General features: G+C 36.9%; 17 protein-coding genes. 2 read left to right on the top strand and 15 right to left on the bottom strand.

Going from position 1 to position 22,220, the window contains the following annotated elements; all coding sequences use genetic code 11:
• Positions 1–95: 95 nt before the first annotated feature.
• The 6 genes from pfkA to ACI6MV_RS21005 form a co-directional block, all read right to left on the bottom strand.
• Complete coding sequence (gene pfkA / locus ACI6MV_RS21030) at positions 96–1,052, bottom strand: 6-phosphofructokinase (RefSeq protein ID WP_407272293.1); 957 nt, start codon at positions 1,050–1,052, stop codon at positions 96–98.
• 17 nt (positions 1,053–1,069) lie between these two features.
• A complete protein-coding gene (locus ACI6MV_RS21025) occupies positions 1,070–1,228 on the bottom strand; it encodes a hypothetical protein (protein ID WP_407272292.1) in 159 nt (52 codons plus the stop codon).
• Positions 1,229–1,449: 221 nt separating this feature from the next.
• Positions 1,450–2,541 (bottom strand): Gfo/Idh/MocA family protein, encoded by a 1,092-nt coding sequence (locus tag ACI6MV_RS21020; protein WP_407272291.1) that lies wholly within the window; start codon positions 2,539–2,541, stop codon positions 1,450–1,452.
• 21 nt (positions 2,542–2,562) lie between these two features.
• A complete protein-coding gene (locus tag ACI6MV_RS21015; protein WP_407272290.1) occupies positions 2,563–3,312 on the bottom strand; it encodes a ThuA domain-containing protein in 750 nt (249 codons plus the stop codon).
• Positions 3,313–3,423: 111 nt separating this feature from the next.
• Positions 3,424–4,230, bottom strand: a complete 807-nt coding sequence (locus ACI6MV_RS21010; protein ID WP_407272289.1) for an AraC family transcriptional regulator — start codon at positions 4,228–4,230, stop codon at positions 3,424–3,426.
• 735 nt (positions 4,231–4,965) lie between these two features.
• Positions 4,966–5,799, bottom strand: a complete 834-nt coding sequence (locus ACI6MV_RS21005; RefSeq protein WP_407272288.1) for an AraC family transcriptional regulator — start codon at positions 5,797–5,799, stop codon at positions 4,966–4,968.
• A 115-nt stretch (positions 5,800–5,914) separates the two neighbouring features.
• Between ACI6MV_RS21005 and ACI6MV_RS21000 the strand changes: the two genes are divergently transcribed.
• Positions 5,915–7,630 (top strand): glycoside hydrolase family 2 protein, encoded by a 1,716-nt coding sequence (locus ACI6MV_RS21000; protein ID WP_407272287.1) that lies wholly within the window; start codon positions 5,915–5,917, stop codon positions 7,628–7,630.
• 43 nt (positions 7,631–7,673) lie between these two features.
• Here the strand turns inward: ACI6MV_RS21000 and ACI6MV_RS20995 are convergent, their stop codons facing one another.
• The 9 genes from ACI6MV_RS20995 to ACI6MV_RS20955 all read right to left on the bottom strand — a co-directional run bounded on the left by ACI6MV_RS20995 (position 7,674) and on the right by ACI6MV_RS20955 (position 20,273).
• Complete coding sequence (locus ACI6MV_RS20995; protein WP_407272286.1) at positions 7,674–8,789, bottom strand: glycoside hydrolase family 88 protein; 1,116 nt, start codon at positions 8,787–8,789, stop codon at positions 7,674–7,676.
• A 22-nt stretch (positions 8,790–8,811) separates the two neighbouring features.
• The gene (locus ACI6MV_RS20990) at positions 8,812–10,668 is read right to left on the bottom strand and encodes a DUF2264 domain-containing protein (protein ID WP_407272285.1); all 1,857 of its coding nucleotides are present in this window, start codon (positions 10,666–10,668) and stop codon (positions 8,812–8,814) included.
• Between the two features lie 36 nt (positions 10,669–10,704).
• Positions 10,705–12,540, bottom strand: coding sequence for a heparinase II/III family protein (locus ACI6MV_RS20985; protein WP_407272284.1), 1,836 nt, complete (start codon positions 12,538–12,540; stop codon positions 10,705–10,707).
• A gap of 37 nt (positions 12,541–12,577) precedes the next feature.
• On the bottom strand, positions 12,578–14,188 hold the full coding sequence (locus tag ACI6MV_RS20980) for a response regulator transcription factor (protein ID WP_407272283.1): 1,611 nt from the start codon (positions 14,186–14,188) through the stop codon (positions 12,578–12,580).
• A complete protein-coding gene (locus tag ACI6MV_RS20975; protein ID WP_407272282.1) occupies positions 14,188–16,005 on the bottom strand; it encodes a cache domain-containing sensor histidine kinase in 1,818 nt (605 codons plus the stop codon). Before ACI6MV_RS20975 ends, ACI6MV_RS20980 begins: the two co-directional genes overlap by 1 nt.
• Positions 16,006–16,208: 203 nt before the next feature.
• Positions 16,209–17,621 (bottom strand): ABC transporter substrate-binding protein, encoded by a 1,413-nt coding sequence (locus ACI6MV_RS20970; protein ID WP_407272305.1) that lies wholly within the window; start codon positions 17,619–17,621, stop codon positions 16,209–16,211.
• Positions 17,622–17,768: 147 nt separating this feature from the next.
• Positions 17,769–18,608, bottom strand: coding sequence for a carbohydrate ABC transporter permease (locus ACI6MV_RS20965; protein WP_407272281.1), 840 nt, complete (start codon positions 18,606–18,608; stop codon positions 17,769–17,771).
• A 14-nt stretch (positions 18,609–18,622) separates the two neighbouring features.
• Positions 18,623–19,564, bottom strand: a complete 942-nt coding sequence (locus ACI6MV_RS20960; RefSeq protein WP_407272280.1) for a carbohydrate ABC transporter permease — start codon at positions 19,562–19,564, stop codon at positions 18,623–18,625.
• Positions 19,565–19,628: 64 nt separating this feature from the next.
• The gene (locus tag ACI6MV_RS20955; protein WP_407272279.1) at positions 19,629–20,273 is read right to left on the bottom strand and encodes a YesL family protein; all 645 of its coding nucleotides are present in this window, start codon (positions 20,271–20,273) and stop codon (positions 19,629–19,631) included.
• Between the two features lie 256 nt (positions 20,274–20,529).
• Between ACI6MV_RS20955 and ACI6MV_RS20950 the strand changes: the two genes are divergently transcribed.
• Complete coding sequence (locus ACI6MV_RS20950; protein WP_407272278.1) at positions 20,530–22,170, top strand: hypothetical protein; 1,641 nt, start codon at positions 20,530–20,532, stop codon at positions 22,168–22,170.
• The last annotated feature ends 50 nt before the right edge of the window (positions 22,171–22,220 follow it).

Below are 22,220 nucleotides of genomic sequence, written 5' to 3'. Positions count from 1 at the left end.
ACTTGTACAAATTTATATACTTTCCTAAAAAAAATGAATTAAGAAAGGCGTTACGGTAATGAAATTATACTTGTAACGTCTTTCTTAGTTAGAAATTACACAAGATCTTGAAACAGCTTATAGAACCTTTGATTGACTTCATCTTTAGTTTCAAAGATTTCTTCAAAGCTATGATAAGTAATTTCATTCTTTTCTATGCCGATTGCGACACCAGAGATGCCCTCTTGAATTAATTCAATTGCTTTATATCCCATGCGACTCGTGAAGACACGGTCAAAAGCTGTCGGGGTTCCACCGCGTTGAATATGCCCCAACACTGTTGCTCGTGTATCCAAACCACTATGTTCCGCTATTAAAGGAGCAATCTCGTCCGCTTTACCAGCACCTTCTGCAACGATTACAATACTATGTGTTTTACCACGGTCAAAGCCACTACGTAGTGCCTGAGATATTTCTTCGATATTCCATGCTCGTTCTGGGATCATAATTGCATCTACACCACTGGCGATTCCTGCTTGAAGTGCAATATCACCGCAGTTTCTACCCATTACCTCTATTACACTTACACGTTCATGACTGCTCATCGTGTCTCTAAGGTTTCCAATTGCTTCCATCACGACGTTTAATGTTGTGTCAAACCCAATCGTATAATCAGTAAGTGGGATGTCATTATCTATCGTCCCTGGAAGCCCATATGTTTTAATACCACGCTTATTTAATGCCGCAGCACCTCGATAGCTTCCATCTCCACCGATTACCACTAAATGTTCAATACCTTCTTCCTGTAAATTACTAATAGCTTTCAATTGTCCCTCTTCAGTTTTAAACGCTTCTGAACGAGCCGATTGCAGAAAAGTTCCACCGCGATACAGAATGTCACTAACATCTTTTGATTCTAGTTTAGTGAAATCTTTTTCCATTAATCCTTTGAATCCTCTTTTAACTCCGATCATTTCAAAACCATTGGCAAGACCTGTACGAACGACAGAACGAATTGCACTATTCATTCCTTGAGAATCTCCGCCAGAGGTTAATACGCCGATTTTTTTCATTTCGAACAATCCCTTCGTTAACTTGATTCTTCATTTGTACCGAACAAGTTACTAAAATCCAGTTCGGGTGTATCCGACCGAGATAATACAATTATTGCAATTATGAACAAGGATATAACCACTATTCCTATAAAAAGATAAAGCATCCACTTTCTATCTCTATGTATTCTTTGCATCGACCAACCACCTCTACTGTCTTTATTTTACCAAAATAAGATGGGCTAATACTAAAGATAACAATGTATAGTGATTTAATCTTTACTTATTTTCGGAAGATTAACTAGTTGAGCATGTATAATTTTTGCAAGTAGAGTAACCAAGGTTTTAACGAAAAAAGCAAGAATTAAAATAAATTACACAAGAAAAGACAGCCTCCACTAGCTGCCTCCCTCAATCTTTAGAAATGAAACCCTGTATCAAAAACTTCTGGTTTTCTGCACGTACTCTCCATTTGATAAAATATACGTTCATTTGAAGAGATATGAAAACCGTGCATGGCTTCCAAAACATGATAAGTCAATTCCACGCCTGCTCGTTGCGGGGTCTTGTTCAGCAAGTTCCTCGCCATATCAGCTACACCAAGACCTCGACTATTTTCATCATAGTTGTGCGTCAGGTGAATGTTGGTGAACTCTTTTTCATCACGCTTTCTAATACACACTGGGCCACCGAATGTATTTGGGTCTGGAACGAGCAATGTTCCCTCACTTCCATACACCTCAATCGGAGGCAGAGAAGTACCACCAAATGCATCAAAACTAGTTGTAATTGATCCTATTGCTCCAGATGCGAAATCAATCGTTCCCGAAATATGTGTCGGTGTATTTACCTTGATCACCTCTCCCGCTCTAGGCTCACTGAGAATCGTTCGTTCAGGATAACTAATTCTTGTTAAACCAGAAAGCTGTTTAATCGGACCGAGCAAAGCGATAAGAGCAGTGATATAATATGGTCCCATATCAAACATCGGGCCACCGCCGGTATCATAGTAAAAAGCTGGATCTGGATGCCAATGTTCGTGTCCACGATTGATCATGAATGCAGAAGCACCTACGATATCCCCTATTTCGCCTTGTTCAATTAGGCTGCAAGCAGTTTGAATCCCAGCTCCTAAAAACGTATCTGGCGCTCCACCTACGAGTAAATTCTTCTCTTTTGCTAATTGAATGATCCTTTTACCTTCTTCAAGTGTGACGGCTAGTGGTTTTTCAACGTAAACATGCTTTCCAGCCTCAAGTACCTGGATACTTACATCTGCATGCGCTTTAGGAGTGGTCAAGTTAACGATGATTTCAATGTTAGTATCATTTAACATTTCTTCAATTGTATACGCTTTCGAAATTCCAAATGTTTCTGCTTGTTTATGTGCACGGTCCATAATTAAGTCAGAACATGCAACAAGTTCAAGATGATCGAACTTTGGAATGTTCTCCATATAAATAGAGCTAATATTTCCACAACCAATAACTCCTATATTAATTTTACTCATGCCCTTCCCCTCCATTGGATCTTATTGACTGTCTCCCATTCCCGAATAAATACGACCATTTCCATTTCCTGATGCTCCATAGTTCGGTGATTCCAATCCGCTATACTGTAATTTACCTACTGCTGCCCATAAAAACCCTCTCCGCATCATAAGAGACACTTCTGGCATTGATACGATGTTAGCCACATGGCCTAGCGAATTATAAAACACACGTCCTAATCCCCAACGTTTTGTCCACGCAACCGGCATGTCAACCGGTGTATTTAATGAATGAGGTCCTTTGATAACAGGAAAACGGGTAGTTGCAAGTACTTCAACGGCAGGGTCGACATGTAAGTAATATTGCTCACTCACTACTTTAAAATCTTTAATCCCTTCTAGAAGTGCACTCGAAGAATGCTTTACTTCAACTAAATATTCAACACCATCATTTCCAGGATGTGCAACCCAATTGCCACCCGTCATAAATTGCCAATCCACATTATCTCTAAAGGAGTCACACATACCACCATGACACCCTGCTAAGCCTACACCACTCAATATTGCTTCAGACACGTTGTTTACGAGTTGTTTGTCAATTTCCCCCATTGTCCAGTGAGGGATAATTAAATCCAACGCTTTCAGTTTCTCAGGATCTGCGTAAGCTTCCAGTGTATTAGACACCTCTACATCAAAGTTTTCTTCCTCAAGTATTCCTTTGAAAATATTTGCAACCTGCTCTGGTTCATGTCCATCCCAGCCTCCCCAAACAATCAATGCTTTTTTGCTCATTATAATGGTACACCCCTTTCTAACTATAGCTTAAGCATAGCAACTCAAGGCGAATACTTCTTGTCAGAATCTTATTCATTTGTGCCAAATATTGCTCTATTAATTATTCTTTTAAGAAACGGTATTGTTATTAGTTGTTTTTTTCCTAAATGCAGTCGGAGTTGTATGACAAAGGGATTGAAAGGCCCGATAAAACGTTCTTGGACTTTCGAAGCCTGATTCAAATGCAATTTCAGTAATGTTAAGTTGAGATTCACTTAATAAGTACTGGGCATGATTGATTCGAAGCGCATTTAAATATGTATTAAAATTACTTCTAATATTTTTCGAAAAAATTCGAGAAAGATGGTATTTACTAGCGCCAATTTGCTTTGCAACATGTTCAAGCGTAATCGGTTCTTTAAAATGATTAGTAATGTAAACAAGGGTTTGGTGTGTTAACTCATATTGATGCCTATTACAAATTTCTTGTAGGTTTAAATTTTCAAAGATTCTGCTGAGCATGACCGTTATATAGCCTTTCATTAATCTTACATCCATGTTCTTAATTTGAGGTTGTTCTTGAAATGCTTTGATGCAATAAGGGATATCTTTATGCACCTTGTTACTAGATAAAAAAGGGGATGGGCTCTCATATTTGAGGAGGTTGGTGGAGAAATCGCCCGCAATATCCATGCTAAAAATAAGCAGCGCAACTTGACTGTATTGTTCTGTCTCATATTGATGAATTGCATTAGGAAAAGCAATAGCAAGATCCCCAACATTTAATACTTTATCAGTACCATTTATGCACACATTTACTTCTCCGTCCAACACAAAAAGTATTTCAATTTGTTGATGGAAGTGTGCATGGAAGGTGAGATTTGCAGTAGAAAAAAAGCTAAACGGTACACCTCTATTTTCATATAAAATAACCATTTAAAGATCTCCTTTCCTAGCTATCTATTTCAAGTGTAATTATGCAGGTAATTCTTTATCAATTTTACCATATCGAAATATTCATATTTCATGTCACTTGTCCCTTTGTAAAGGCTGTTTTTTAGAAGATTGTTGTTATAGCGTAAAATAGCTAATATGCGTCGTAACGTAGTGCCGTGATTTCCGCTCCAGGCAGTCGCTTTTCGCTAGTTTAAAGCGTTTTTCTTTAAACAGGCACGGCTTCAGCTAACTCAGAAGCAAATGTTTTCGGTGGGACGAGTAATCGCAGTCCCAAAGAGCGCTTCTCTAGTGGATCTTCAGCTCGCGCTTTTCCCGCAGGACATTGAATTAACTTCCCCGAATTACACCGCACGAAGAAAATGCGGTTTTCATTTTCGAGGATCGACTGCCTGGAGCTCCAATCACCACCCGACGTAAGGAGCAATCCAGTTAACAGCGGAGGAAATGCCCTTCGACTCCTGCGGGACTAGCGGCGTAAGTGAGACCCCGCAGAACGCAGTTCGAGGCTCACTAGCCCCCCGCGGAAAGTGAAGGGCATTTCCGGAGCGGGTCAAGCACTCTCCAACTACGACTTATATTATTTCAACTATGAAATAAAAAAAACAACAAGCTTTTACAAAGAGACTTTTTAAAAAAGGTTACACTTCTCCACCAATATAAATAAAGCAGCTTTATAGAGTTATCTTTACCTCAAGCGAGTTATCTACAACCCATCTAATCTTTTACCCTTTTCTGCTCTCGAAATCTAGTTGGTGGCAATCCTTCTTGCAGTTTAAATATTTTACTAAAATGATATTCATCTACGTATCCACAAGCAAAAGCAATGTCTTTCATAGATTCCTCCGAATAAACTAGTAATCGCACGGCTTGCTCGTGACGTATTCTATTTAAATACTGTTTTGGACTCTCTCCTGTAAACTGATGAAACATTTTCCGCAAAAATGACGTTGAAATAGTAAATTTTTCTGCCAAAACTTTGACTTTAATATTTTGATTGTAGTGCTGCTCGATATAATGCTTTGCTTGAACATATGCATGGTAAGCAGTTCCCTCATCCTTTAGTTCTTGTCTGTCGTCATCAAATATTAGTTTGTAGATGAGTTCAGTTAATATAGTTTTACTTTTTAGTTCATTCATCTTATTTCTCGAACTACCGTTGGATAAGATTTGATTAAACATATTATCGACTTGCTTTTCTTCTATTGGAGAAAACTGTTGCAGAAATTGTATCTCTAAACTATTATGGATCGCTTCAGTATGCCAAGACCCATCCTTATAGCAGATTGTTGCACAATCAAATAATATCATCTTAATTTGAAGCGGATCATCCTGATCAGCGTTCATTCTCATTTTAAGCCCTGGTCTTAAATAAACAAGCATACCCTGTGTTACCTCATGCGCTTTGTCAGTATAAAACGTACCTTTACCTGCTTGAATCCAGTACAAGCTATGTACATCAAAGGAACGGCGAATATCCTCCCACCCAGCAATTGCAGGTTTTTCATAAATTAAGTGAATATGAACTCCCAATTGTTCATCTATCTTCATTGGAAACACCCTTTCCCGAGGAGCGTTTTTGACAAATTAACAGTATTGTTTCTTTCATTCTATCTTGTCTTGATACTTGATACAATGCAGTTATTAACTTCTGGAGGTGTCATTTTTGATAAGAACTTTCCAAGAACACGAAAAGCGGCAAACTAAACTATTAAACGGGGCATGGTCCTTTGTCGTTGACCCACACGATGTTGGATTGAAGGAACAATGGTATAAGCAATTTCCTGAGTCGTCTCGCTCCATGTTTGTTCCTTCTTGTTGGAACAATGAAATCGGATTATATGATTATGAGGGGGTTGCCTGGTATCGAACGACCTTTACCTTACCATCATCAGAACACGTTCGACTCATTTTTCACGGCATTCTAAATCATGCAAATGTATATTTAGATGGTGAGCACCTAGGCTATCACTACGGTGGATTCTCTCCATTTAATTTCACGATTCCATCTTTATCTGCTGGTAACCATGAACTGATTGTGCGAACGGATAGTAAACTTGATGAAGCAACTATTCCATATCATTATGTTGACTGGTATCATTATGGTGGTATTATTCGACCAGTCGAACTACAAACACTGCCAGATGTATTTATTGAGAATTTTCAAGTGGACTACAACCAAGATACTAACCTTCTCACAACAGCAGATGTTAATATAACCGTCCAGTTACGTTCATTAGTTGACACAACCGAGCAGGTACCAGTTAAAGTTGGTGCAGATACTGACGATATATACAATCAAACCGTTTCAATCGGAGCTCGCAAAACAAAGCATGTAAACATAAAGCAACGTTGGGAAAATCTGCGTTTATGGAATGTAGGTGCACCAGAATTATATAAAATAAGAGTCGACATAGAAAAAGATGATAAGATTGATCGAATTGGCTTTCGTCTTATCGATACATTAAACGGAAAAATACGGATCAATCATGAAGAAATATACTTTCAAGGGATAAATCGGCATGAAGAACACCCTGAGTGGGGCTTTGCTTTTCCAGCTAAATTGATGACAAAGGATTTAGATATTGTTGAAGAAATGGGTTGTAACGCTGTTCGTGGTTCCCACTATCCACAAAGTAAGTATTGGATTGATCTTTTAGATGAGCGTGGGATCGCCTATTGGAGTGAAATTCCGATTTGGGGTGCCCATTTACCAGTGGAGCCTCTAGCTAATCCTGTCGTCATCGAACGGGCATCACATATGATTGATGAAATGATCGATAGAGATATTCATCATCCTTCGATTTTGTTCTGGTCTGTTCATAACGAAATTAAGACCCACAGCAAAGAAGCATATGACCTTTCTGTTACCCTTATTAACCGTGTAAAAAACAAGGACCAATCCAGGTTAATTACGTATGCAACGATGGATCCTCTCAACGATATTACACTACCATTGTTTGATGTGATCGGTATTAATAAATATCATGGTTGGTACGAAGGTAAAGTAGACGGCTTTAAACATATGTTGGAAAATTTCCATGCCTATGCTGATAAAATGGGTGCAGGTGATAAACCCGTTATGATGACCGAATTCGGTGGTGCTGGAATTTATGGAGACACCGGATGGGAGAACCGCTTATTTAGTGAAGATTATCAAGCAGAAATTGTTGGTGACGCACTCCATATTTTTAATAACGACCCCAAAATAGTCGGGACGTTCGTTTGGCAGTTTGCTGATATTCGAGCAGACTTACAAAGTCACCAACCACACTTCCGCGATCGTGCACGCGGCTTTAACAATAAAGGACTCGTCAATGAATACCGCAAGCCTAAGCAGGCTTTTCGTGTTGTTCGTGAAATATATAAAAATAGCAAATAACAAGATGAAGGATGAGCACATAGCTCATCCTTCATCTTTCGTATTAATACCAATAACCTTTATGCTTATTCTCTAACCGCATTAACGCTTCTAAATAGAAGTAATCTCCCCAAATAACGAAATCATCAGGTGACTTATTTTCTAAAACACTATAAGAACCGTGATCTATTAAACCTTGCTCCGTTGATTCTGTTGCATAATCTTCTACTAATGATGATATAGACTTGTTGATTGCCTCTTCAAAGAACTCTACATCTTTATCATTCTTATCCAAATGCGATAGTAGTTCAAGCATTCCGCAAGCAGCAATCGCAGAAGCGGAGCTATCTGGATTTATGTTTTCATCTACTGGGGCGTCAAAATCCCAATGTGCTACATAGTTTTCCGGTAAATGATTAACAAAGAAATGTGCAGCTCTTCTTGATGTTTCTAAATATAGTGGGTTGTTTGTGTACCGGTAGGCAAGTGCAAATCCATAAATTGCCCATGCCTGCCCTCGTGTCCATGTAGAGCCATCTCTGTAGCCTTGCTGTGTTGCTCCACGTATAGCTGCACCGGTTTCTTGATCAAAATAAAACGTATGATAAGAAGAATCATCACCGCGCATCAAGAACTTGCGAGCCTTTTCAACAAATTGGATAGCGGCATCTTTATATTTTGAATCACCAGTAGTCTCACTCGCCCAGAATAACAGGGGCATATTCATTAAACAATCAACAATAATACGTCCACCCTGCGCCTCGTCACCTACAGGTCCCCAGGCTTGAATGATTCCCGCTTCCGGACGATAGCGCACCATCAGTTTATCCGCTGCTTCTAAAGATAATTTCTTTGCAGCTTCATCGTCTTCGATCATCCATTGCGCTTTTGTCGAAGGTGTATATAGAAAACCAATATCGTGTGTTTCAAGCCCAATATTTTTTTCAAGTCGATTTCGGAAACTTTCCACTGATGACTGAGCAGCTTCTTTAAAAGTTTCATCTTTGCTATATTCATAGCTTAACCATAAAATCCCTGACCAGAATCCATCTGTCCAATTGTTATTATCATTTAACTGATATTCTCCATCTACACTTGTATGTGGAAATAATCCGTTATAACGATTAATATTATTCTTTGTTTTTTCAAGTGTCTTTTCAATTGCTTGTTTCCAACTCATGTTAACTCTCCCTTTCAATTAATTAACTCAATTCTTTCTCAAAGATTACACTCTTTTCGTCCACCGAATAAACAACTACTCGATCGTTAGTTATCTCAACTCGAGGTGCTTCGTTCCATTTATCATCACTTTCAGGTTCCCCGTACACAGCTGAAACAAGCCAATGTGTGCCTGGTGAAAGCTTTGATTTAATCATTGGGATAACCGTTTTCGAATGTATTAGATTTGTATTTGCATTCGGGAATACAAGCTCAGGCTTACCAGAACCGTTTAAGTTTCTAATAGCACTAGTTCCCCAAGTAAATGTAGCAACAGCTTCTTTATCATTTTCTGTTTTCACTATTTTTTCTTTGTTAAAGCTTGCACCTTCTACTGGTAATGCAAAACCACCTTCTGCTGTATCTAGATAACGCTCCGTACGAATACAATGTATCCTTATATGCCATGGTAAGCCTGGAATTAACCATGTTTCCACATCTACATTTCCCCATGGTTTCCAACGCGAATAGATTACATCATTTTCGATGAAAGTCTTTTCACATCTTCTTTTAACTCGGTACAGGTTATCGCCTTCACTCAAGGCAAGCATCGAATCAAATGCCCCTTGCTGAAGCCCCCATTCCCCTCTAGGCACACTAAAACCAAAAACATTTGAATATACAAACTTCTCATATTTAGCAGACGTATGTGTATGCTCATCCGTTGATAAATGCCCTGTATTAAAGGCAGCAAGGTGATTCTTGCTTTCCTGTCTACAGAGAACTAAGTGTGGGTGCTGCTGGACAGAACGTTCCTCTAGTGTAGGAAAAGGTAATTCTTCTGCTTGCCAAAATGGATGGTCATCCTTTAGCACCAGTATTAAAAAGGTTTTTAATGCCCAATAAGGAGAACTCGGTGAATTATAATTTTCACCCATCACAAGATTCGGATAACGATAACCAATCGTTAATAAACCATCTGAACTAAAGATTGGTTGCTGAAACCACCAACGCAAGTTATTTAACACAAGCCCCTTAATCACGCCATAAGGAAACGCCTCCACTTCAGCAAAAGCTAATGCACTCCAAAAGGCAGATTGAGAGAATCGATACGTCATACTTCTGCCATATGGCAGTGCTGATCCGTCTTCTGCAAACCAATAAATAAAATCATGTGCAAACAATGTCGCACGGTCTTTAAAACGATTTGCCCGTTCTGGATCCTCATTTTCCATTAATTTCGCATAAAATAGCCCATAAAAATGCAGCGCAAAGGAAACATAATAATCCGCATGACCGCCAATCCCGTCTGCATACCAACCATCGGATAAATAAAAATCATCGATTCTATTTAAATTTCGCTCTAATGTTTCCTCATTGTAAGGAACACCTACTTCTTTAAACCCTAAGTTGACGAGAACAGGAAAGAATAGCCAGTTACAATCATGCACAGGATAGTGATTTACTTGGTCTAACCAGGCTACTAAATTTGCTTTTTCTATTTCATTAAGTGGTTCCCAAATCTTTTCAGGTGCAATTGCTAATGTTAAACCAAAGGCAGCCATCTCAACTATTCGCTGGTCATAATCTTGAAGATTACCCCAGTATTCATGATGGTCAGGATTTGTTCCATTTTTAATTCCTTCTAGTTGTAAATCCCATAAATCATACGCTTCGCCTCCAGCCAGTAATGGAGCAAGCCCCCACAGTACCCGTGAGAACCCTTCCATTTGTGCAACTGCATCCGAGTAGGCTGCCCCGGTACTCCCTATTGAAATATGGGCACGCCCTTCACTGTAAAACGACTTTAATGGATCACAAATTTGCATAACTGCAAGCTGTACATCCTCTTTACTACGAAGCGGATTGCTTTTAATTTGTAAGTCGATCGTCATCTTCATCGTCTCCCCTTTTATGTAAAATACGTGGTGCTATATTTAATCTAAAAATTGAAAAACAAATGTAATCACACAATCTTTCTCTACGTACTTAACATCAAAATTTAACGCGATATTTTCTTCAAGATCACCAGCATGATTTGAAAATTCAATTTTTTCTTTCCGAAATTGTAATTGATTCCGATCAAATTTGATAAGCAACTTCTCATCTAGAACTATCCCTTCCTCATTCTCCTCAACAGCTAGTACTGGTGTGATTAATCGCTCTGTGATTGATTCAGGATATTTTGTAAAAGTATATCTATCTTCTAAGATAAGACTTGGAAAATCTAACTTGTTCCAAGTAAATTTTCTTACTAACTGCTGCAAGTTTTCCATTGTGTAAGCTCGACTATATTCCATTTCAAAGGATTCCACCTTTGAACCAGTAGAAACACTTTGAATCGTAGCAGAATTTGTTGCACCTTCGGATTGAAACTGTCTGTTAATGATGGGGACAGAATGCCCTTCAGAACTGTTGCACAAATAAGAATATCTCTCCTCAGCAAAATAACCAGCAGTATACTCCCCACTACCTAAGTCTTTTAAGTAAGTTTTGTCATTTCCGTAAAGAATGAATTGGCCAATATCATTATGATTATGCGGTTCATCATTATGACCGCCCTTCGCTGCAAAAGAAAACCTTCCATTATTGGACGTATGCCTAGAAACAAACCATTGTGATTCCTCAAAGTAGTATGTAGCGTCATTCCAAGGTTTACCCTCTGCTTTTTCGTCAAACCAAAGCAAGCTTCTTAATGCTGGTGCCCATCTACTACAATGATCTTCTGTGATTCTAGCGCCAAGATTGCTTTCAGGGATATCAAAATCAGAATAGATCTTTGCTAAATAATGACTGAGTCCTAAAAATACCGATGAAGTTGCTTCAGCATCAGAGAAATTAACAACTTTGTTCTTATCGAGAAAACATTTTTGTTGGAACAGAGCGATTTCATGTACTTTATTAGCATTAAATAGATCGATGTTTCCGTTTGTTTTCTTTATTAATAGATCAGCAAAATAGACGTAAAAGCCAAAACCATATTCCCAATAACTATAACCCTCAGTACATGTGCCATCATCATTAAATCCCTTAAGGTAGTATTCCATCGTTACTAGGACCTTCTCTAACACAGCTGATAGTTCCTCATTATCTTCTATTAGATGTAACGCTGTAGCACCTATCGATCCTGCGCATACTGCTGCCCAATTATGCTCAGCGGTTTCCCATTCATATCCGCTTTGATGGATATATGGCCAAATTACTCTCAGGTAAATTTCTTCACGCACCCGTTTTTGGATTAGCGGGTCAAGGGTTCCCCCTGTCACTTGCAAAATTTCACTTAATGCAAATGCGGTTTCAGCAGAAAATAAATCAATCGTATAGGATATATGCTCCCTGTGCAATGTATAATTCACATCAACCGACATCTCTGGACTGTTCTTTAAATGAGCAGGTAAACACCACGAATATTCATTACAGATTGACCAAATGACTTCTTGTAATTCTTCTTTATAGATTTCATTTTCCGGGTAAAGCAGTGCTGCTAAACCTATCGTAGTTAATCTTCTTCTTTTTGCAAAATAAATCCGTTCATATTCGAGACGTGATCCATTTTCGTGGAATAACTTAAAAACACCGTACTTAATTTCTTCAATAGGTTTAGCTAGACAAAGTTCAATTTCGTTTTTTATCTCATCCAGTTTAGGATCGAAACTCGGATTAGATTTTGTTTTTTTTAGCCACTCATCTCGTTCTTGTTTACTAGAAAATAGGAGCGAATACCGATCTCTGTCGGCTGATAATAATGCGTTTTTTATTTCTTCTTGTTTCATTGTAATTCTCCTTTTAGTACACGACATTAGACCAAATCTACTTCTTTCTCCCTCGATATTCCGCAGGAGTGATTCCCGTGTAGTTTTTGAATAGCTTGATAAAATAACTTTGATTATCATAGCCTAAACGTTCACAGATTTCTCCAACAGTATCTGTTGTTTGATTGAGCAATTCTTTGGCTCGTTCCATTTTCATTGTCTTTACATACTCCACAAATGTTTTGCCGGTTTCTTTTTTAAATAGTCGACTAAAATAGCTAGGATTTAAAAATAGATGGTTTGCGACTTCGTCAAGACATAACTTTTTCTCTATATTCAGTGAAACGTATACACACGCTTCTAAGATTTCTTTATTTTTAGCGCTGTATAGTGCTTCTGTTGTAAGTTGTAGCACAGCATCCAAGCAATCTATAAGCCAAATTCTTAAATCATTTATGTTCTCGATATTAATAATTTCCTGATGTACGATGTCCATATTAAAACTCGATTGAAAATATTGTAATGATTTTAGTTTTAATTTTAGCTCTAGCAACAGTTTTAGAACCCACTCTTTTACGTTATCTGGTTCGTATGAGCCTTCCTTGATAAATTGTAACCATTTATTCACAAATGGTTTAATATTGTTGATCTCTTTTTCAAAAATCAATTGACGAAGTTCCTTTGCTGCAGCATCATAATGAGAATATATGTCTTCGCTAGTATCGCTTATTTCTTCCGTTTTCTTCGTGATTAAGGAGGATTCCATATAGAAACGTTGTTTTTTACTACCTAGTAGATTGGATATTTCAAATTGAAGATCGTCAGGTGCAACATTCTCTCCAACTAAAAATGATATCGACACATTTAAATAGCTTTTCAACGTTTGTTGTATTTTTGTTAAGGTATTATAGGTATCTCCATAACTATCCATTTTTAAAGTGGATTCATAGGGAAATAGAATAATAGATTTATTCGTTTCAAAGTGGAAGTGAACTGCCTCAGTTTCCGTTGTCTTTAGTACCTCAGTAATTACGTTTTGTACTGCAAACAGAAATAAATCCTCTGACGAATAAGCGTTTTTATGAGATTCATAACCCTCTATAGAACATAGAATTGGTATATAAGGTCTTTTTTCTAATTTAAATCCTGAGAAATTATCGATATAACACCATTCTTTGTTACTCTGTGGTGACTGGTATATAAGTTCCCTTAAGAACTTCTCTTTTGCTAAGCTCTTGTTTCTTTCAACGACATTTTCTAATTTTTCTTGTTTTATAATTCTTTTATAATTGTTTTCTAACTTGTTTTTGATATCTAGCAAAAGAGCTGATAAATCCTCAGGATCCAACGTGTCTTTTAATATATAATCTTGAACATTAAGTTTTAGAGCCTTTTGTGCATATTTGAATTCACTGTGACATGAAAGAATCGCTACTTGTAAATCTGCTTTTTGTTCCTTCATTCTCTCGGTTAACTCTAAGCCATCCATCTTCGGCATGCCAATATCTGTAATTAGTATATCAGGCATATCTTTTAATGCATAAGCAAGCGCACTAGCACCATTTTCATGAATACTTTGTAACTCCAAATCAAGTAACTCCCATTCAATCATCTCCGATAAAAATTCTAAAGCGGGATAATCATCATCGACTAACATCACTTTATACATTACGCCCCATCCCTTCTTAACGGAATTAGTAATGTGACTCTTGTTCCGTTCCCTTCTGCACTATCTACTTTCATACGGAATTCAGGACCAAAAGTCATTGCCAATCGTTCATACACATTTGATAAACCGATATTTGAAAAACCAGTTCGTCTCTCGGTTTGATTTATTTGCTTTAGGCTACTAGTTGGCGCAAAAACATTTTGAACTCCTGCTAATTTTTCTGCATCCATCCCTTCACCATTGTCTTCAATTTCAATTATGAATTTATCCTTTGTTGTAAAGGCATGCAGTTTGATTATGCCTCCACTTTGTTGCAGACCATGAATAATCGAATTCTCGATGATTGGCTGCAATATAAAACGAGGAATATATTGTTTGTAAGTCTCATTTGAAATATTAGTAATAAAAGTATTCTTTTCTTTTTGTCTCATATTCATTAAGAAAATATAATCGCTAACCGTACTAACTTCATCATAAAACTTAATCGTATCTTTATTCTCATCAATCGTCATGCGTAATAGTTTTGACAAAGAGCTAATCATTTTAGCACTTTCTTTATCACCGTTTTTAAAAACTTTTAAACGAATCGAGTTCAATACGTTAAATAGAAAATGCGGGTTTATTTGTGCTTGTAGCATAGCTAATTCTGCTTTTCTTTTTCTTGATTGTGTTTCTTGAACTTCCTTTATCATTAGATTAATACGATCTAACATATAATCAAATGATTTTGAAAATCTACCAATCTCATCGTCGCTCTGAATACGAGATCGAACGCTTAAATTACCATCTTGGACTTCTTCTACAACATTTCCTAAATCTACTAATGGTCTTGTAATTCGATTAATAAGATAAGCTAAGACAACAAAGAAAACAGCAAAAAGTAATAAGAGGATAATAAATACTTTACTAAAGACCGAATTGATATTTGAAACAGCTTCTCTGTATGGAATCAATGATACAAGTTTCCAATTATTGAAGGAAATTTCTGTTGTGGTTAGTAAATAATCTTGATTAGCTATTTCGATAATACTAGAATGGTCTTGATTTTGGGTTTGTTCTAAATAGGGAAATACTTCACCAATTTGCGATGTATCTCGATGAGATAAAATTTTATTATCTTCATTAACGATCAGAACTTCTTCGTTATCAGATCTACTTTTAAAGATTTGACTAATCTTTTTTTCATATAATGTAACGACAACATATCCGTATATATCTAAGTTTTTATTTCGAAGTGTTCTAGCAACAGATAATTGATAAGGATTATTAACTTTATCTGCTTGAAAAACCGTAGGAACTGTGTCTATCCATAATGATTCATAGCCATGCTTACTCGCTAACTCGTTAAACCAATCTTCTTCCAATAACCGCACTGGATTATAATCCGTTACTGGATAGTTCGTATAAGATTTTCCGTTTTTCAACAAAATGGTAACCTGTGATTTTTCACCAACTAATGTTATATTCTCGATCGTACTCATCACGTTTCTATCTTGAAGAAATTGTTCATACGTCTGATTAGTGAAATCTGTTGTATCTTGCTCTGCTTTATTTTTTAAGATAGCATTTAGCTCCGTATCTACTTGGATAAAGTTCGTTACATATAACATATCTTCTAGCAGTTTCAAAACGTATTCTTCTGTTAATTCAAGCGCTTTATTTGCATTCGTAATAGCTTGCTCTTCCATGGCATCCCTAGTTAAATAATTAAAAATAGATAAGGTGATAATTACGGGCAATACGATACATATGATTGATGAAAGAATAACTTTATAACGGAATGAAGAGGAAGAAATAAAGTGCTTGTTAAATTTCATAAATATTCTCCTAGCGATAAAATGGTAAGTACGATTAAACAAAATTACATCAGCTGGATAGAAATATCCACTGATGATTATTATACCATTTATCAAACTTCATGATTTTGCACTTTAACTCTGTTATGATAATGGTTAGTAGGAATCACCTTTGCTGCAACAAAAGCGATTCCTTGCTAACCAAAACATCAAGAAGTTACTTATTAGTTATCTGCTAATATGTCAGTTGCTTGCTGTTGTAAATTCTCAATCGTAGTGTCAATGTCTTGCTCTCCGTATATGAGTTTTTCATATTCATCATTGACAGCTTGATAGATTTCAGCTTGGCCAGCAACTGGCGGAATTAGCTTAGAAGATTTAGCATTTGTTAACACATTGATAAGTGATTCTTTATCAACTTTTTCTGGGCTAACTGTACCAGCTAGAATTGTGTCAACAATGCCAGCAAAGTCTGCTTCATCTACATTATTCCAAGATGGAATGTTTTTACCTTGTACAATTTGTCCTTCTGTCGTATACCAACGGATAAACTTGTATGCTGCTTCTTTATGTTCAGATGCCTCAGCAACTGCCATGTAGTCAGTAGTTACAGGTGTATAGCCTGTCTCATCACTTCCTGCGTTAGAAGGATATGGAGCAACTCCAACTTCAAAATTTAATGGGAACTGTTCTGTTCCACCAAGTTCTGTGTTCATCCAGCTACCGATCGGTACTAGACTTGCATCTTGGTTAAAGAATTGATTACGGTAGTGAAGTTTTTGCGATAAGATATCCGCATATGGTGTTGCTGACATATCTTCTTTTTCCATTTGCACACGCATTTCTAATGTCTTGCGGAACATAGGATCATCAAAGTTCGCTGTACCATCTGCTTTCACAAAGCCTGCGTTCTCTGACTTACTAGCAAGTGCTAGGCTCATATATTCCATCCATCCACCATTTTGTGGACCATGGAAGTAAGTTCCGTGATGCTCATCTGTAGTTAACTGCTTTGCATAATCCATGTATTCATCCCAAGTCCATTCAGTTGGCACTTCAAGACCTGCTTCTGCTAGATGGTCTTTGTTCACTAAAACGTACCATGGATTAAATTTACCAGGTAATGCATAGTATTTATCATTCAAAATCGTGTTAACCTTATACTCCTCTGACACTTCATAACCTTCTGCTTCGATAAATTCATCAATTGGTGCAACCATTCCTAGGTTTACACGTTCAGCATAGGAAGCTGGATCACTGAACATTAAGACATCAAGTTGCTCACCAGAAGCTGCTGCTAAATCCAATTTTTGAAGTGCTTCTTGTGTATCGCCTTTTTCACTTAGAATTACAAGTTCTACATTGATGTTCGGATAAGCTTCTTCAAAAGCTGGAATCGTTTCAGACCAGTTGTAAGACGCTTCATTACCATGGGTATGGAACTTTATTGTTACTTCTTCAGCTTCTTCTGATCCTTCGTTTTCATCACCAGTTGAACCTTCATCACTCGGCTCTTCCGATTGATTATTTGTGTCATTACCTTCTGATGCCGTTTCCCCGTCACCACCTGAATTACAGGCTGCTAGAATGCAAACCATAAAAATTACAGCAAGTAGTGCTAACCAATTTTTCTTCATCATTCATTTTACCCCCTTATATTTTTGGAAATATTCGCTCACACATATTGTAAGCACTTACATTGGTAGTATATCAGATTTGAATTTCTTGTAATGGAAATTATTTTACCTATATTGCAATTATTTTGACATTGCATCAAAGCGTAATTAGCCCTTCACTCCACCAAGTGCTATACCCTCAATAACTTGTTTTTGCCCGATAATAAATACGATCAACAATGGTAGTATTGCAGAAACTGCTGCTGCCATCATTAAAGAATAAAACTCACCATTGATAGTTGTAAATTTTTGCATTGCTAGCTGAATTGTATATAAGTTATCCGTTCTCAAGAAAATCAACGGATTTTGATAGTCATTCCATGTCCAAATAAATCTTAAGATGGCATAAGTAGCTACCGCCGGACGAACAATAGGTAATGCAATTCTCCAGAAGATTTTCCAATGACCTGCACCATCAATTTTTGCTGCATCAATTAAATCAGTATGGATTCCGATAAAAAACTGACGCAACATGAATGTACCTAAAACACTAAAACTTCCTAATAGAATTAAACCTAAGTGGGTGTCGAATAAACCAAGGCTTCTAAACAATAGAAATTGCGGTACTAAACTAGCCTGTGGTGGCACCATATATGTTGCTAATACGATAATAAACAACCAACTACCTGCAGGGAATCTAACTTTTGAAAACCCATATGCAGCTAGCGATGAAACAACGCATGATACTAACGTAGTTAATATCGCTACTTTAATCGAGTTCCAATAATATAGATAGAACGGATAGTCGCCGAACCAAACTTCCTTATAGTTACTTATTGCATTCCACGTTTCTGGAATCCAGTTTATCGGATAGGTGAACACTTCTGCTTCTATTTTGAATGATGTGGAGAGCATCCATATAAACGGTAGTAGAAATGCCAAACTACAAAAGAAAGCAAGAATTGTTACGATAATTTTTCCAATGCTAATGTCCTTTAATTTGTTCATGTGTCTGTCCTCCTTTAATAGTTAACCCATTTCTTTTGCCCTAACCACTGTAAGATCGTAATAAGGAACACAAACAGGAATAATATAACTGCGATTGCAGAAGCATAACCAATTTCTAAATTAATAAATGCGGTTTCATATAAATGCCATACTAACATACTGGTTGAATGTAATGGCCCACCTGAAGTTAACACAGCAATCAAATCAAACACTTTAAATGTTGCAATAATACCTGTAACTAACAAGAAAAATGATGTCGGTGAAATTAGAGGTAACGTTATATTTCTAAATTTATACCAAACATTCGCCCCATCCATTTCAGCTGCTTCATACAGTTCTTTTGGAATTGACTGTAAGCCAGCAATATATACGATTAAATTAAAACCAGTCGATATCCAAATATGAATTAACATAACTGAAATTAACGCAAAATCAGGATCAGAGATCCATGTTGGCGGGTTTTCAATACCAATTGACATTAAAACCTGATTGATCGGCCCTGCTGAAGGGTGAAATAGCACACGCCATACCGTAGCAATCGCTACTACACTGGATATATAAGGCATAAAGAATGCGACCTTAAAATAATCTTTCATGTATACATGTTTATCAATAACAATCGCCAACACAATTGAAAATGCCATTGTAAGTGGTACCGTTAAAATAAAGATAGCGTTGTTGACCAACGATTTTATAAATACAGCATCTCCTAATAAATCCCTAAAGTTTTGGAATCCAACCCATTTCAATTGATCCCAACCCGCAATAAATTTCCAATCTGCAAATGCAAGAATAAATGTGGCCACTATTGGGAATAGAACAATCACAGATACCCCTAGTAACATTGGTGATACGAATAACGCACCTGCTAGGTTTTCATCTCTTTCAATTTTCGTTTTTTTGAATTTTACTTTTGTAGGTTTAGCATTTGGTTGTAATTCTACATTATCTTTCATTTGTTTCACCTCATCTTTGTAATGTCATTCGTGATTTTATATGGTACCGTTTTCAAAACATCCTTTAATCAGCAACTACAGTACCTGCAATTTGTTGTTCATTAATTTTTTTAAATAAATGATGTGAAAAGAACATCGTGATAAAACAGAATCCACTTCCCAAATATAGAAGAGCCACAGCTGGAAATATCACACAAATAAAAAGCACTGACATAACTGAAATAGCTGTAATTAACGTCCGTATTGGAAACGATACACCAATAATTAATGCCGATTTAAAATGCTGTAACGTTGTATTCTCATACTGAACAACGACCGGGAAAATGTAGAGCATTACTAACATATATAGAATAAGAACGGTTGTAAAACTACCAACTACTATATATTGGATAGCACCATCAAAATAACCTAGTAAACTAACGTCAACAATTATAAACAATCCAACGATCGTTAGAATTAATCCAATTACATTTGCTTGCTTGAAGCCAGTTTTAAAAAAAGATGAAAATGTAGGAAACACCCGGAAATCATCTTCCCCATTGATCCATTTTCTCATTATGGAATACATGGCTAGAGTAGAAGGGCCTATACCCATAACTATGAAACCAAGCAAAGTGAAAAATAGCCATAATATGTTCAAATAGGCTAATCGATATATCCATTCACATATTCTATAAAATCCGCCAGTCCATCCGCCCTCTAAGTTCATATAATCCCCCCTTTTGAATACCATCGATACTTTCATTACTCTAAGTTTAGTGAATAGCTATCCTATTGAATAGGAAATATTTTTACTATTATGATTGTTTTTTTTACCATTGCCCTTTAAATGAGTTACCTTAATCAATATTCATAGTCGGAATTTTACTTATTTGTATACATTTTTAACTAGTTCATAAGGATTGATATGAATTCATACTTCTTCATGTATAATTCACTTTAATATCTGGAAGGGAGTTTTAGCAATGAACTTTGTGAACCGCAAGTCCCAAGTAATAACTTTAGCCGCGGAGAAAGCGCTTAAATTATCAATAATTAAAGAGAATTATTGGTTTTTAGATGATATTCGAGACAATTTTTATTATGGCATGCACTTATATGCTGCCACCCAAGATGACAACATTAGCATATCTTCGGACAAACAGGATGCAAAAAAACTCGCAGAACGTATGTTATTTCACAGTATCAAATTACAAGAGCAGAATAAACAAAGTAACCATGTAGGGCATTGGCCACTTAGTCTCCACCCAAAACCTGAACTAGCCAAACCTAACACACTTCCGATAGAGTTTTTTAGCAGCTTGTTGTTACATTTTTACGAGGATTATAAAGATACACTTTCACCAGATCTAAAAAATCTAATAAAAGCTTCTTTAACAGCCATCTATAATAGTGAACTTCGGTTAAGAAAACCAGACGAGTTCTCCCATCATGAAACGAAAATATTTGTGATGCAACTGATGTATGGTCAGTACTTTCAAAATCAAGAGATGATCAATAAAGGTTATGATCACATTAACACGGTACTAGAACATGTTAGGGAATATGGTTTACGAGAATACGGCAGCCTGCCATGGCTGTGGCATTGGATCCAATCGCTCGATTTCGCTAGAGATTATATGAAAGATGAATCTATCAAACAAACGCTAACAAATCTATTAGATTTCATGTGGAAAGAACGTACAACTTTTTATATGAAAGGCGCATGGGTCGGCGCTCACTCCCGCGGTTTAGAACATGACATTCCAAGTGATGAGAATACATTACTTGATTACATTCAGTTTGGAGATTTTCCAACACCAGTTTCTATTACTAGATTGGAGGGTGCAGGTTTTCTTTCCTATCAAGCTCCGGAATCTATTATTAACATTGGTGTAAATCGTACCGTGCCAGTCGAGGTCAAAAAGGAAATTAAACTGGCTTTTGATGAGGAAAACAATCACTATGATTCACTTCACCACTACGTATATATAACATCGGCTTATGCTATAGGTGGACTATGGGAACGTACCGAAGAATATTTAAATGAGCAACACCGTTGGGATATTTCATTACCTGTTGGTAATCAGGACTCCATTAACCAGCTCTATTTCTTTCATCCTGGTGAAGGGAATCAGGAAGGTGATGAACGCCATCAAAGTGCGCAATGCGAAGTACTGTATCACAAGAATGTAGTATGTGCACTCTACCAAAACCTTCAAGCATCTGATCATCCCTATATAATTGGGTACTTACCTAAAGGTGATTGGATTGCTAAAGACCGCGCTATCTACGGTGAAACCGGTGATACGTACATCGCTATCCACCTGCAACAGCCTTATAATATAACCGAAATGGAAGATCGTTTTGTTGTTAAAAGTGATGGAGACAATAATAGTGTTGTTGTAGAGGTTATAGATAAACAGGAAGCTAGCAGGCTTTTAATATATGATGTAAATGAATTTCGCAAACAAGTAGAATCAAGAAAATCAAGTAACGATGACTTGTCTTTAATTTACAAGACCATTGACAATGAAAAGCTTGAACTTGCCTCTACTCGTGATGCCGAAAAAATATATAGACGAATCAATGATCAGTCGATAGATTTCGAAAACTATATGTTATAAAGGTACTTTCAAGTGGAGATGTTCCGGTACAACCAACACTTTACGTATTT

Source organism: Radiobacillus sp. PE A8.2 (genome assembly GCF_045635475.1).
Classification (GTDB): domain Bacteria; phylum Bacillota; class Bacilli; order Bacillales; family Amphibacillaceae; genus JBJGXI01.
This window is presented reverse-complemented; position numbering and strand designations above follow the sequence as displayed.

Bases quoted from the DNA above. Each gene is read 5' to 3' on its own strand.
- ACI6MV_RS21020 (WP_407272291.1), bottom strand. From the start codon at position 2,541: ATGAGTAAAATTAATATAGGAGTTATTGGTTGTGGAAATATTAGCTCT.
- ACI6MV_RS20960 (WP_407272280.1), bottom strand. From the start codon at position 19,564: ATGAAAGATAATGTAGAATTACAACCAAATGCTAAACCTACAAAAGTA.
- ACI6MV_RS20995 (WP_407272286.1), bottom strand. From the start codon at position 8,789: ATGAGTTGGAAACAAGCAATTGAAAAGACACTTGAAAAAACAAAGAAT.
- ACI6MV_RS21025 (WP_407272292.1), bottom strand. From the start codon at position 1,228: ATGCAAAGAATACATAGAGATAGAAAGTGGATGCTTTATCTTTTTATA.
- ACI6MV_RS20970 (WP_407272305.1), bottom strand. From the start codon at position 17,621: ATGAAGAAAAATTGGTTAGCACTACTTGCTGTAATTTTTATGGTTTGC.
- ACI6MV_RS20950 (WP_407272278.1), top strand. From the start codon at position 20,530: ATGAACTTTGTGAACCGCAAGTCCCAAGTAATAACTTTAGCCGCGGAG.
- ACI6MV_RS20955 (WP_407272279.1), bottom strand. From the start codon at position 20,273: ATGAACTTAGAGGGCGGATGGACTGGCGGATTTTATAGAATATGTGAA.
- ACI6MV_RS20965 (WP_407272281.1), bottom strand. From the start codon at position 18,608: ATGAACAAATTAAAGGACATTAGCATTGGAAAAATTATCGTAACAATT.
- ACI6MV_RS20985 (WP_407272284.1), bottom strand. From the start codon at position 12,540: ATGAAACAAGAAGAAATAAAAAACGCATTATTATCAGCCGACAGAGAT.
- ACI6MV_RS20975 (WP_407272282.1), bottom strand. From the start codon at position 16,005: ATGAAATTTAACAAGCACTTTATTTCTTCCTCTTCATTCCGTTATAAA.
- ACI6MV_RS21015 (WP_407272290.1), bottom strand. From the start codon at position 3,312: ATGAGCAAAAAAGCATTGATTGTTTGGGGAGGCTGGGATGGACATGAA.
- ACI6MV_RS20980 (WP_407272283.1), bottom strand. From the start codon at position 14,188: ATGTATAAAGTGATGTTAGTCGATGATGATTATCCCGCTTTAGAATTT.
- ACI6MV_RS21005 (WP_407272288.1), bottom strand. From the start codon at position 5,799: ATGAAGATAGATGAACAATTGGGAGTTCATATTCACTTAATTTATGAA.
- ACI6MV_RS20990 (WP_407272285.1), bottom strand. From the start codon at position 10,668: ATGAAGATGACGATCGACTTACAAATTAAAAGCAATCCGCTTCGTAGT.
- pfkA (WP_407272293.1), bottom strand. From the start codon at position 1,052: ATGAAAAAAATCGGCGTATTAACCTCTGGCGGAGATTCTCAAGGAATG.
- ACI6MV_RS21010 (WP_407272289.1), bottom strand. From the start codon at position 4,230: ATGGTTATTTTATATGAAAATAGAGGTGTACCGTTTAGCTTTTTTTCT.